Origin of the sequence: Corynebacterium sp. LK2590, from assembly GCF_040946105.1 — a bacterium.
Taxonomy (GTDB): domain Bacteria; phylum Actinomycetota; class Actinomycetes; order Mycobacteriales; family Mycobacteriaceae; genus Corynebacterium.
Genome location: NZ_JAYWMH010000005.1, coordinates 105,767 through 118,985 on the forward strand (window position 1 = coordinate 105,767; position 13,219 = coordinate 118,985).

A 13,219-nucleotide genomic window follows, 5' to 3' on the forward strand; every position below is an offset into this window, starting at 1 on the left:
CAGCCCCCGCGCTGGCGAAAAAAAGGGCATTGGCTAGCCCTGCCAGCGGTCGCGGTTGGCGCCCTCGCGGGTGACTTCTTCGTCCTGGCCGTAGTCGTATTCGTCGATAAGCCCGCGGCGGGCCTGGGAGGCGCGCTTGCGCTCGGCGGCAGATACGCGCGAGGTGCCCTGCAGGCGGGCGTCGTGGCCGCGGCCGGCCAGGGTCGGATCCCCGGCGGTCATCGGCTCCCACTCGAAGGTGATGCCGCCGATGGTCACCGGAGCGCCCTCGACGGCTCCGGCCTTGCGCAGCTGGTCTTCCACACCGGCCTTGGCCAGGCGGTCGGCCAGGTAGCCCACAGCCTCTTCGTTTTCGAAGTCGGTCTGGGTAATCCAGCGCTCGATCTTGTCGCCCTCGACGATGAAACCGCCCTCGACCTCCGGGTCTTTTTCGACCGTGAACTGGGCGAAGGAACCGCCAGTGCGGGGGCCAACCGCCTTGGGGCGGATGACCGTGTGATTCGGATCGGCCTTCTTCTTCGGCCGCTCGCGGCGGGCCTTGTCCACCGCTTCCATCAGGGCGTACTTCAGCGGATCCAGGCCCTTGCGGGCCACCGCGGAGATGATAAATACCGGCCAGCCGAACTGCTTTTCCAGGTCCTCCTTGACGAATTCCGCCAGCTCCGCGGCCTCGGGCACGTCGGCTTTGTTGAGGACGATAAGCCGCGGGCGGTCGCGCAGATCGCCCAGGCCCGTGTCCTCGTCGAGCACGGACTTGTACTGGGCCAGCTCGTTTTCCAGCGCCTCAATGTCCGAGACCGGATCGCGGCCGGGCTCGATGCTGGCCGTGTCCACGATGTGGACCAGCACCGCGGTGCGCTCGATGTGGCGCAGGAAGTCCAGGCCCAACCCCTTGCCCTGGGACGCGCCCGGGATAAGCCCCGGCACGTCCGCGATGGTGAAGGAGGAATCCCCCATGTCCACCACGCCCAGGTTGGGCTGCAGGGTGGTAAACGGGTAGTCACCGATCTTCGGCTTGGCGGCGGAAAGCACCGAAATCAGCGAGGACTTGCCGGCCGAGGGGAAGCCGACCAGCCCGACATCGGCCATGGACTTCAGCTCCAGGACCAGGTCGTGCGCCTGCCCCGGCTCACCCTGCAGGGCAAATCCCGGGGCCTTGCGCTGGGCGGTAGCCAGCGCAGCGTTGCCCAGGCCGCCGTAGCCACCCTCGGCCGCGATGAAGCGCGTGCCCGGGACCGTGAGATCCGCCAGCACGCGGCCCTTGGTGTCCTGGACGACGGTGCCGGCGGGCACCTCCAGCACCAGGTCCTTGCCGCGGGCGCCGTTGCGGTTATCGCCCGCGCCGTTGCCGCCACGCTCGGCCTTGATGTGCGGGCGGTAGTGGAAGTCCATCAACGTGTGGATCTGGTTGGAGACCTCCAGGACGATGTCCCCGCCGTGGCCGCCGTTGCCGCCGTCCGGGCCGCCGAGCGGCTTGAACTTTTCGCGGTGGACGGACACGCAGCCGTGCCCACCGTCGCCTGCCTGCAAGTGCAGCACGACGCGGTCAATAAAACGAGCCATGGTAGAAATTCCTCCGCAAAAATCTAAAACGTGAAGGCCCCAGTCTAGCAGCCTATTCGGCTTCCTCCGAAGCCTCGCGGGCCTCCTTCGCCGCACGGGCACGGCGCTTCCGGCGGTATTCGTTCCAGGCGACAATCAACAGCACCAACGCGATGACGATGAGTGCGGCGATCATCCACCAGGACAGCTTCGGTACCCAACCGCCATCGTCAAGTTCGTTGCCGAGGTACACGCGCTCTGCGTGTACCAGCAGGCGATCGGTGTTGATGCCATAAGGCGTACACGTAATCAACGTCAGGCGGTCTTCGCCTTCGACGTATTCGACCGCCTCGTAGTCATCCGGGGCGACGACCTCGCGGCCGGTGACCTTGTAGTGCAGCACCCGGCCCATGACTTCGATGCTGACAATTTCGCCATCTTTGAGCCGCGGCAAATTATCAAACATGGAGGCATCCACCATGCCGGTATGCGCTGACAACACTGCATTGTTGCCCTCGCCGCCTACAGGAAGGGAGGAGCCAAACATGTGCCCGGCGCCATCGTAAAGCACGTCTGGTGCCGTGGTGTGATAAACGGGCAGGTCAACCTCAATGGAAGGAATGCGCAGACGCGCAATCACACCGTGGGTCTCCGGCGCATCCAGGGTCTGCATGTAGCGCTCATAGCCTGGTGAACCTGGTAACGGCGGGTACGCGTGGTGGCCCTGGCCGGCCAGCCACTCGTTGTACTCCTCTGCCTCGCGCAGGTACTGCTCGCGCTGGCTCGGCGGGTCAATCTGGCGCACCGAATCCTCGTACAACTCTGCCTGTTTTTGCAGGTTGTAGTCGTTAATCTGCGTGGCGACGATCGGGTACAGCAGAAGCAGAATGCCGGCCAGAATCAGCCACAGTGAGCGCCGCCGCTTGCGCGGCGGACGCTGCACCTTCGTGGAATTAGCCATCAACCATCCTGGTTTCTCGATTACTGCTCGCTGGTCTGTGCAGCCAGCTCTTCGTCTTCCTCATTGCGATTGCGCAGGTAAGACCACAGTCCCAGGCCCAACACTAGCAGTGCAATAAGCAGCACCCAGACCAGAGTTTGCATACCGGTATCCGGCAGCAGGAAGCCCAGAGCCGCGCTCAGGCGGAACGCACCATAAGTATCTTCCGCGGTGAAGGTCGCACCCGCAGCCGTACCCGTGACTACCGCAGTACCGCGGTAGCTATAGGACTCATCGGTTGGGGCGTTAATCACCACATCGAAGGAACAGGTGCGCTCTTCACCCTTGGGCAACTCGCCACCATCGTTGAGGTTGCACACTTCAGCCGGGATAGTGCCGTTGTCATCGATGACATACTCGCCACCGGCGGCATCGCGGACCGTGTAGCCAGCCAGTTCCGGCTCGCGGATGCTGAACTCCCCGGCAAGAACTGCACCATTGTTTCGAACGGTGTAGTTAAAGCGCATGGTCTCTGCCTCATCAGGCAGCACCGCCGTATCAGCCACCGCACCGGTAACCGCACTAATCGGCGCACCTTCGATGTGCTTGTCTAACTCAAAGCCTGGGAAGGAGTTCTTCGCCACCAGGGTCCACGGCGGGCCCGAACGACTAGTGTCACTGGCGTTGCCCACTGGCTGCACACCAAAGTTCCAGAATGCCGCACCTAGGCGCCCATCCTCAGTGGCAGTCAGATTGCCCGCCGTCGAGTCGCCTAAGTTCGCACCAGCGCTTTCCACACTGGCGACAGCATTGATTTCTTCGGCGCCTTCCTCAGTATCTCCCGTCAGGATAGGACGCTCTTGGATGAAGCAATCGCGGTCGACTTCGATGTCGCGAAGCAGCTGCGTCTGGTTGGCAGTCAGGTTGAAGTCCGATCCACAGGTAGTACTGAAGTGGAACTGTCGTCCCTCACCAGCAGCACCTTCTGACGTCTTTTTGAAGCTGACATCCACCTTGGCGCGCAGGTGCATTGCCTCAGCAGCAATCGTCATCACAGGTGCACCATTAGCCGATACCAGCTCATCGCTGACGCTGAAGTCGTAAGAGTAGTTCTTGAGGTTCTGCCCCACCTGATCTGCCTTCAGGTCGACCAGCTTGGTATCCGGGTTGTCCTCTTCGGCGACACCGCCGACCCACTTACCGAAGGCCACGTAAGGCGTACGCGCACCATTGGTGACCTCCAAATGCGGGCGGGCAGCGAGTGCCGACGAATCATTCAAGTCCAAGGTGCAGTCCGCGCCCACCGGAAGCTGGACGACGCGGTTGCTAATTGGTGGGGCATCGTCAGCCACGGTCGCCGACGAGTATGCCTGACCAACAGTGAAGTTCTCAGTCAGGGTCGTGCCTTCTTCATCAGTACAACGGATGTTGAAGTTGTAGGAAGCATCCTCCGCACCAGCGATGTAGCCATCCTGCAACGCAGCCAAGCGAACCGGAACGGTGCGCTGGTCGAAGTTGTTGACGAAGTCATAGGACTCAACGTCATCTTCGGCACGTCCGACCTGCTTGGAAATCTCAGTTTCGTCAGCTTCCCAATCCAGCGCAGCTGGCTTGTTCTCCGGCTCCAGCTCCTGCATGGTGCACCATGCACCGGCAGGAATCTGAACAGTGTCACTGGTAAAGCGACGATCCGCATTGTCGAAGTTACCGTCCTCAGTAACCCCTACAGATCCTGGAAGGCCCACATTCGATAGCGAGTAGCCAACACCCTGGCACTGGTAAGCAAAGCGGAAGGAGGTATCTGCTTCCTGCAGCTTCTGCCATGCGTTGTCGCTGGCGTTGACCTTCTTCGTCATCTGCATCTGCGTGGGGACGAACTGGTAGTAGTTGGTCAGGTCCACGACGTTACCGTCGCCGCCGGAACCCACATTGTCATCCACGGTCATCTTCGGTGAAGTCGTCTCACCATCATCGAGATCCGTATCCGTGAATGCTGACTGGTCGTCACGACGCAACTGCCAAATAACCTGGTTCGGCTTCAGCAACGTCTCCAGCGTACGGCCAGACGGATCATCCTTCGTTAGGTCCAACTGACCAAACTGATCACCGGTGATGTCGCACTCAGCACCCACTGGCACGTTGGTAAACGTGGTCGTTCCAGGGCCAGTGATGGTCTGTGTAGGAATAACCGGCAGGTTGCCGCTGCCATTGGCGTCACCTTCTGGGTCACGGCACACCAGGTTGAAGTTGTGGGTGTAGTAAATCTCTTCCTTCGACTTCTCCGGAAGTGCGCCTTCAATATCAATCGGGGCATTAGCAATCTTGTTGACCTGCACGTCTGCCAGACGACGGGAGTAGGTGTTAATCAACTCCACGTCATTGTTTGTGCCGACTACAAAGTCGACGGTCCTGTTACCGCGGTTGCCACCAGCAGCAACTTCCTGGGTGAAGTCAATGCCTTCAGCAGCAGTGGTTGCACCTTCGGTGGCAGTACAGTTCGCACCATCGGGAATGTTGTCGAACTCCAGGCGCTGCGATGCCGGGTCATTCGACTGCGGGGAGCTGACCACACCACCCAAGCTCAGCGGGGTATCGGAGTACGGCACCGTACAAATCAACGTCATGTTGAACTTGCGGTTGTACTTCACGTCCTTGCGCACCTGGGAAATGTACTGCGCGGTGGCCGGGTCGAACTGCACGTTCTTGGTCACGTTCACCGGACGATCGACGTAGTCATAGTTCGCCGCAATCGAGACCACAGTCTGCTCACCGACAGTGAAGTTAGAAACTTCAATCGGTGCTTCATCTTCGAAGTTGGAAGCTTCACCATCCACCGTGGCAGTGACATCACGGTCAATCTCGAAGGTGTCGCCATTATCGGTACGAGTACCCGAATCGCGGCCTTGCTCTTCGAGCGAGCACTCGCTGCCTTCCAGGATCACGCCGGCGGGTATCTCGACGCTGTTAACGCCACCGCCGAGGGTGAAGTTGGCGTACTGGCCCAGGTCCAGCGGCAAGCCGGACTCATCCGTACAGCGGATCGTGTAATCGATTGGCTCGTACATCTCCGTCACACCAGTTTGCTGCTGGTTGACGGTCACACCATTACCAGCGGCATTAAAGGTGTTGTTGACGGTGACGTTTTCCTGCTCGGAGTCAACAACGGCATCGATTTCACCGGCGTCGGTGCTCCACAAAATGCCAGAGCCAACCTGCGGGGTGGTCTCGGTGAAAGTACAGGTGTTGCCATAAGGCACACCGAGACTGCCGTTTTGGTCATTAATCAGTGCTTCCAACCTCGGGTTTGCCGCAGTACCCACCAAGGTGGCGCTACCACCATTGGTGAGCTCCACCGTGCCCTGCAGTGCGACCGACTGGTAGTTATTTTCGGAAACCTCCACCGAACGGGTACCGCAGCGGAATGCCAGCTCGAACGTGCTCGGCAGCTGTCCTGCGGCAATCTCCGAAGTGACCTGCTTGGTCACATTCACCGTGCCCAAGCGGTTGACGTAGTGGTTGGTCACCGTCACGCGGTTCTGCGTCGGCGCGGTCGAGGTATTCACCGACAGCACCGGCTGAGTCTGAGCTTCCTCATTGGTCAACGTGGTGACGGTATCGCTCGGGTCGCTAGCAGAAATCGTCGTGCGGTCCAGCTCCACATTGTCAGATTCGGGAGTATCCGACTCGTAGACCAAGCACTCCGACTGCACACGCACCTCCGGGATGACCTCAGGTTCATCCGAGTTAGTGGTGATGTTCATCTGACCTTCGCGCAGGCTCGAGCTATCCCCTGGCACCTCACAGCGATAACGCACCGGGTAGGTAGCGTCGTTGTCCATCAGACCAGCTGCCGGACCAGCCAATTCCTTCACAATGGCAACGTCACGAGTCTTGTAGGCGTAGTTTGCCTGAATCTCGACGTTGCTCGAGGTTGGCGTGCCACCTGCCGGGTAATCCGGTAGACGCACCGTGTAGGAGCCATCTTCTTCAGCCTCGGTCGCTTGACCATTAACGGTCACATCGCGGCCTTCGAACAAGATCGTCTGGCCTTCCGTATTCGACAGACCCGACAGTGGTCGCAGCGAACAATCACGCGCGACCGGCACGTCTTCAAAGGTCAACGAACCGTCCAGGTTATCCCCACTACCCGTGGCATTCAGCGTGGCAATCTGCGAGTAATCGGTTGCCTCACAAGCCAGCTCAAACTGGTATTCACGCGGACTTCCCAAGTCACTAACGGCCTCACCACGGATGTGCTTGTTAATAGTCACCGTGCCCGGGCGGTAGTCATACTTGTTCTCAATAGCGACATCATTCGTACCAACCGCATTGTTGGCACCCTCGCGCAGCGTAATCTTCGCCGTCGGCAAATCTGTCCCCGACAGTGTTTGCACTCCTGTGCCTGTCCACTGCGTGGTCAACTGCTTGCCTTCCACTACACGTGGTTGACCAGCAAAGCCCTCGGTCAGAGTGCACTCGGTACCAGCAGGCAGACCGGCAACGGTGAAGCTACCGCCGGAAGCCACCCGGCGAGTATCTTTGGCTTCAATCGCGTCATAAGCAGCGGCATAGTCTTGCGACACCTTGCACTCGTAGCCCAGATCGAAACGACGATTCTCCACATCGTTGAAGTTTTGAGCGGTACCCGTGACGTTCTTACGCATAGTCAGCGAGGATGGCTTAAACTTCGGAACCCAAGTCACCACACAAGAGGTCGGACGCGACTGCGGGTTCTGATAAACAACCTCAGATGTACCCGCCGCCACGTTGTTATTCAGGCTAAATCCTGCGGGCACCTGTCCTTCACGGATAGTGAAATTGCTACTATTGCTGCCACCGAGGTTGCAACGCCACTCTGGGGTATAACGCAGCAGGGCTTTGTTCTTTTGTGCACCCGTAGCGGTGGACTTAAAGACCATCGAGTCGCTTGCATTGCGGCCTACGGGATCTGCAGGATCCATCTGACGAACTGCCTGGGTGTACGTACCCTGGCCCTGCCATGGAACCGGAGTATCAGTACCGCCCTGGCGCATCGCCATCGAGAATTCAAACTGCGTTGCCTGGTTCGTTGCGGCACGCTCCATGGAAGTATCCACGGGGTTCACGCCACCGGTCATACGCCCCATATTGATTGACAGTGCAAATGCCTGAATGTCCTTACGGGAGAACAGACCAACATCCAGGTTCCTAACACCATCGCCACCAACGAGGTAGCTACCGGTATTCCCGCCAGCGAATTCGCGACAGAAGAAATTCACATTCGCCAGAGCACCTTCGAGGTAGTACTCCTCTTCCCCCGGGCCAAAGACGTTACGGCCATCCCGGGCAGGGTCACAGGCTGGACGGTATCCGTTTGGGGTAAAACGCGTCAGCGCGCGCATACTCTGGCCACCGCTTGGAACGTGCATAGAGACCGCCTCCGCGTTGGCACCCCACGGGTTGCGGGTCATCTGGGCATCGGCAGCAGTGATGCGATAGTTGTTCACATATTGACCAGTAGCCTTATCCAGCAGACGGATGTTACGGAATTGGAATTTCGCCATCTGGTCGCGGTCTATTGCGGTGGTATCACCGGTAAAGCTCACTATCGGCGAAACCGTATCGTCAGCATACGGAGTGAAGTAATCGGTGGTTCCATCGCTTCCACCAAAAACGGAATTACCCATGCGGTCCTTCGAGACCGACAGGCGCTCAGTATCGGTGTACCAACGAGTCCAGTCACGGTAGTTGTTGTTCTCGTCGAGCAGATTCACGTCAAAGCTAAGTTCGTAGCGCCCCAAGTCCTTCGTCATGGGCTTAGGCGTCGTACCCAGGCCGTTAAGCAAGCCCTTCATATCCAACCAGCACAACTGGTTCGCATATGGGCCGGCTTCGGCGGTGCCGCGGCGGAAGGAACAATCCTTGAAGGCGGTGTCACTGGTAGACCAATTGCGGGAAGTCTGCGCGTCGGCCTCCGGGGTCACCGCTTGATTGATCGGTGAGATTGGCGATACCGCGACGGTAAACACAACTAGCAGCGTGATAAACATCGCCATCACGCGGCGTAATTGCATTCTATGGGACATCGTCGTTCTCCTCGTATGTGAAAGGTTCTGGGGCAAGAAGATAAAGGTGGAAGATTTACTTGGCATCGGCTGCGTCCACCTCTTCCTCGTCTTCGTCGGTCTTGCGTCGCATCAGCCAAATGCCGAGCAGCACTGCGAGCAGACCAATAACCACGATGCCGATCACTGCGGCACCGGTTCGTGCCAGTTGGGCTGGAGTGGACTGGGCATCAGAGCCATCGCTGTGCGACGTCTCCCCTGCCTCGCCCGGGACTTGACCGTCTTCGGTAGAACCTGGCTGGCCAGGGGTGGTGGAGCCATCGCCAGGCACCTCACCTTCGGCACCTGGTTCCGAGGAACCAGAGGAGCCATCAGAGGATCCATCACTGCTGCCTACCAGCGCGCCCAAACCAAGAGCGCCCAAAACGATGACCCACCAGGGATCACCCTTGCTGGATCCGCCGTCGGAATCTTCTGGCAGTACCAACACGGTCACCGCTTCGGAGTGCTCCGGAGAGTGTGCTTCAGTGCAAGAAAGCTCATCGCGGGTGTAGGCGGCATCGGCAATGTCTTGGTCCGGGATGCAGTAACCATCCGGGGCGAAGTTAATGGCATTGCGCAGCGGCGCCGACCCGGTTGCGTCCGGGCGCAGGCGCGTAAGGAGGTCGAACTCAACCATGGTCTCCGGGTGACCAGCGCGTGCCGCAGCCAGCTTGTCCAGGCCGGCTTGCGTCAGCGACATCACCACGGTGTTGCCGACCTGGCGAACCTGGAAGTCCGTATTCGGGTCCAAGCGAATCTCACCGGCCGCATGAATCTCACCGGCCGCATTGCGGATCACGGCGTTGCGAATAGCCTCAAACGCTAAACGCGGTTCCAAACCATCGAAGAAAACGTACTGGTGCAGACGCCCATCGACATCCACGCGCGGGACGTTGGCACTCACCTTGAAAGGCACTTCGTCGCCGGGGCGGGCGGCATCGATAAGCGCTTCTTTGCTCACCGACAATGCCTGCGGCTTGGCTTTGACCTCAGTAACTGCACCGGCAGTGACATACATCAGGAAAGGCGCGGATTCTTCCGACGAATAGTTGCCGCGGTGCTTGGCCACCTCAGTGACCTGATAAGCACCGGCAGGCAGACCATTTATCAGCGCCACGCCCGAGGCGTTGGTGGCTGCCTCATGCTCCGGGCCCAGCTCGTAGCCTGGCTCAGCAGTCAGCAGCTCCGGGCGACGCTGGGACAACTCCCCCAGCTTTTCGATGTCCGTCTCTTTCAACCCAATCAACTGTCGGGCCTGGAAGTAAGCAGTGTCCACAGCCGGATTAAAACCCTTACCGGCTTCCTTAGTGATGCGCAGCGACCCTGTCTCCTGTGCATTCGCAGCCGGCGAATTGCCCACCGGAACCACACACAGGCACGCTACAGCGAACGCCAGAAACAACCCGAGTAGTCCTCGGCGCTCTGCGTGCTTCATCACCATGTCTTTGTACCTTTTCTTGAACTTCTATTCCTGGACTGCCATCGCTGCTTCTTCAGCTTGTTTCTGCTTCTTGCGCTGGCGGTACAGCCACCACAGCAAATACAGGATGATGAACAGCGCAATCGCAATCGCGATGGTCATCCACAGCTGCCACGGTGAATTGACTTTGTCGTCGTATCCGGCTGGCAATTCGGTGCGCTCGCCATGAACCAACAAACGGTGGGAATTGATGCCATAAGGCGTGCACGTAATCAGGGTGAGCATGTCTTTGCCCTCGACCGGCTTAATCTTTTCGATTTCCTCCGGCAGCACTGTCTCGATGTCTGTGACCTTGTAAGCAAGTGCTTCACCCATGACTTCGACGGTGAACACGTCACCCTTTTTCATGTGGGTGAGGTTGTCAAACATCGTCAGCGTGGTCAGTCCCGTGTGGCCAGTCAGCACCGCGCGGGTGCCCTCCCCTCCTACGGGAAGTGCAGTTCCGTAGAGGTGTCCCACACCGTGGGCCAGCACACCAGTGGATGTGCCGTGGTAAACCGGCAAATCAATGCCTACCGAGGGTGCACGCAAACGCGCCATGGGCAACATCACGCTCAAAATATCTTCGTATTCCTGATATTCCGGCGACTGCGTATCCACACCATTAATCCACGGATCCGGGGCGCCAACCTCAGGAAGCGTCTTGTTGTATTCCTGCGCCCGGACGAACTCTGCTTCGCGTTGCCCATCTTCCAAGTTACGAACCGCTTCGGAGTACTCATCAGCAATCCGCTGCTGCTCTGCATTCTTGTAGGTGGTCAGCACCACCGGAGTAAGAAAGACCAACAGCGCCAGAAGCAAGTACACCACTGAGCGAATTCGACGCTTCTTCGGTTGGGCGGGCGAAGCCACGGGCACGGCACTTCGACTATGTCGTGCCATGGCGTGCTCCTTCCTACCTGGCCGGGAACACCAGAGCGGTTAGGCTCAACGCGCCCCGGCATAGGGAGTGTTTACGCAGTTGCGCGGGAATCCTTGTAGGAGGTGTAGATACCGCGGGCCAGCAGCAACAGACCAACCAGGAAGACCAACAGGATGCCCCAAGCACCGGTAGCCGGCAGCATGCCCGCAATGGTGTCCTTACGGTTGTCCACAGACACAGTCAGAGCGAGGTTTTCAATGTCAGCGTTAACCGGCTGCAGCTCCGGGTTACGTGCGTAGTTTCTTGGCGCCTTGGTCTCCAGCACGCAGTACTGGTTTTCAACGGCACCGGTACCCGCTGCGAAGGAGGTCATCGGGATGGCATAGCCATTAGCGGTAGCGTCTCCACCTGAATCGTTACCGCCAGAGGTAGTCAGTTTGTTCAAAACATTGCCGGTTTCAGTAGTAGCCACCGGCAAGGCCTCGCCTAGCGAGGTGTAGGTGCCATCTTCTTCAGCCTGGCAGAGGTAGAGCTCAAACTCTGCACCGTTCAGCGTGGAATCACCATTTTGGGAGGTCTTAGTGATGGTCAAATTGCCGAAAGTAGTCGAGGTCGGCTGATCGCCACCCTCAGGGTTATTCGGGTCCGGGCCATCGGTATTTACGAATGCACCATTCGGCAGCTCAATCGTCGCGGTGTTAGTAATCTGACCATTCGCAGGAATCGAGTTCACAGTCGCGTTGAACTTAACGGTGACCTTCAGGTCCGGGTTGCCCTTACGTGCCTCCTGCAGCTTTTCACGACCTGCTTCACTGAAGTCCACCCTAAGGGTGTTGTCGTTGGTCGTGACGGTGTAATCGCCATCATCGAAGGACACTGCGCCGACTGGGCTTGTGGCGACCTCAATGCCTTCTGGCTTCAAGGTAAGTGCAGAAATCAACGGGTCAACAATATTGAAACGGGACAAGGTGCCTGCAGGAACCGGTGCGTTGATCGTGTAGGTCAAGTCCTCACCGAGGGTGACACCATTATCATCAACCTGCTTAGAAGGAATGATTTGCTGGTTCTTCGGGTAGACGTCGCGAGTGTAAGTCCAGTTGCCGTCACTATTCGCGTACGGGAGCGCAATCAGAAAAGCAGGCGCAGTGGTGTAGCCCTGGTTGTTACGCTCAGTAACGCGGTACAGACCAATAGGACCCTCGAAATTTGCTTCGCCGTTTGCATCGGTTTTAACTTCGACAACATTTTCGACTGTTAGACCAGCAATTTCCGCTTGGTCCAGACCACCGAGTCGGCTCGCTTGAGCCTGACCAGCCTGAGTAGTCAGGTCCACGTCTGCCACACGTCCGATCTCAAACGTTGCACCCTCTAGCCCTGGCAAACCCGCTGCCTCATCGGCACTAGTTGGGTCACCAAGCTTCTTGTGGATATTCAGAGTGACGGTCGCATTCGGATCAATGCGGTCAGCGTTCTGAGTAGCGGATGGGGTGGTCTCAGCACCTACTTCCCCAGTAGGAGTAGGGGTTGCCTCCTGGCCGATGGCAACAGGAGCGGCGAAGCCGGTGCCCATGATGGCGAGCGCGCTAGCGGTGATGACGCTGGCGATGCGAGAGTTGAGAGAGGTCATAACCCGACCTTTTCCTTCCAAGCAGGGTTAGTGAAGGCCAATCAATAAGTCTTGTCAGCCTTCTCCAGTGTTAACTACGCGCTTAGCATATAGCGATCTGCTCATGTTTGCAAGAGGAAATTTTCATACACCTTTTAACTTGTATGAATCTCAGGATTTTATTAGCCCAGCGTACAGCCTTGCAGTCAGTGAAAGACCAGGTTTTGCAAGGTTTGCATTGTATCGATAATTAAAATTCGCTTGTTGTTCTCAGTAAGTGAGATCCACCTACTAACAAGGGGAAATGCACGCGGGATAGACCTTTAATACTGATTGGGCATAGAAAAAGACCCAAGGACCAAAAGTCCTTGGGTCTTAGCAGAAGTTATTGCTTAGGCAGAAGCCTCAGCTGCGGCCTCCTGAGCCGGAACAATGCTGACGATGCGACGCCCGCGCTTGACACCGAACTCAACGGAGCCGGCCTCGAGAGCGAACAGGGTGTCGTCGCCGCCACGGCCAACGTTCTCACCCGGGTGGAACTTGGTGCCGCGCTGGCGGACGATGATCTCGCCGGCCTTGACCTGCTGACCGCCGAAGCGCTTAACGCCGAGGTACTTCGGGTTGGAGTCACGACCGTTAGAAGTGCTGGATGCGCCCTTCTTGTGTGCCATTGTGGTTTCCCTCCTTCAAGGGGTCTTTAGTG

Annotated in this window: 7 protein-coding genes; all 7 read right to left on the reverse strand. The window is 58.3% G+C overall.

Features of this window, described 5'->3' with window-relative positions:
- Positions 1 to 33: 33 nt before the first annotated feature.
- The gene (obgE, locus tag VVR85_RS07605) at positions 34 to 1,563 is read right to left on the reverse strand and encodes a GTPase ObgE (protein ID WP_368520335.1); all 1,530 of its coding nucleotides are present in this window, start codon (positions 1,561 to 1,563) and stop codon (positions 34 to 36) included.
- A gap of 52 nt (positions 1,564 to 1,615) precedes the next feature.
- Positions 1,616 to 2,503: a class C sortase gene (locus VVR85_RS07610; protein ID WP_035107383.1), complete on the reverse strand. Its 888-nt coding sequence runs from the start codon at positions 2,501 to 2,503 to the stop codon at positions 1,616 to 1,618.
- A 20-nt stretch (positions 2,504 to 2,523) separates the two neighbouring features.
- A complete protein-coding gene (locus VVR85_RS07615; protein WP_368520336.1) occupies positions 2,524 to 8,535 on the reverse strand; it encodes a DUF5979 domain-containing protein in 6,012 nt (2,003 codons plus the stop codon).
- A 67-nt stretch (positions 8,536 to 8,602) separates the two neighbouring features.
- The gene (locus VVR85_RS07620; RefSeq protein ID WP_368520337.1) at positions 8,603 to 10,009 is read right to left on the reverse strand and encodes a hypothetical protein; all 1,407 of its coding nucleotides are present in this window, start codon (positions 10,007 to 10,009) and stop codon (positions 8,603 to 8,605) included.
- 24 nt (positions 10,010 to 10,033) lie between these two features.
- Positions 10,034 to 10,930, reverse strand: coding sequence for a class C sortase (locus VVR85_RS07625; protein WP_321113375.1), 897 nt, complete (start codon positions 10,928 to 10,930; stop codon positions 10,034 to 10,036).
- 71 nt (positions 10,931 to 11,001) lie between these two features.
- On the reverse strand, positions 11,002 to 12,537 hold the full coding sequence (locus tag VVR85_RS07630) for a SpaH/EbpB family LPXTG-anchored major pilin (protein WP_368520338.1): 1,536 nt from the start codon (positions 12,535 to 12,537) through the stop codon (positions 11,002 to 11,004).
- A gap of 371 nt (positions 12,538 to 12,908) precedes the next feature.
- Positions 12,909 to 13,187, reverse strand: coding sequence for a 50S ribosomal protein L27 (rpmA, locus tag VVR85_RS07635; protein WP_368520339.1), 279 nt, complete (start codon positions 13,185 to 13,187; stop codon positions 12,909 to 12,911).
- Positions 13,188 to 13,219 lie beyond the last annotated feature (32 nt).

Coding starts and splice junctions, on each gene's coding strand:
- obgE (WP_368520335.1), bottom strand. CDS start 1,563: ATGGCTCGTTTTATTGACCGCGTCGTGCTGCACTTGCAGGCAGGCGAC.
- VVR85_RS07610 (WP_035107383.1), bottom strand. CDS start 2,503: ATGGCTAATTCCACGAAGGTGCAGCGTCCGCCGCGCAAGCGGCGGCGC.
- VVR85_RS07615 (WP_368520336.1), bottom strand. CDS start 8,535: ATGCAATTACGCCGCGTGATGGCGATGTTTATCACGCTGCTAGTTGTG.
- VVR85_RS07620 (WP_368520337.1), bottom strand. CDS start 10,009: ATGGTGATGAAGCACGCAGAGCGCCGAGGACTACTCGGGTTGTTTCTG.
- VVR85_RS07625 (WP_321113375.1), bottom strand. CDS start 10,930: ATGGCACGACATAGTCGAAGTGCCGTGCCCGTGGCTTCGCCCGCCCAA.
- VVR85_RS07630 (WP_368520338.1), bottom strand. CDS start 12,537: ATGACCTCTCTCAACTCTCGCATCGCCAGCGTCATCACCGCTAGCGCG.
- rpmA (WP_368520339.1), bottom strand. CDS start 13,187: ATGGCACACAAGAAGGGCGCATCCAGCACTTCTAACGGTCGTGACTCC.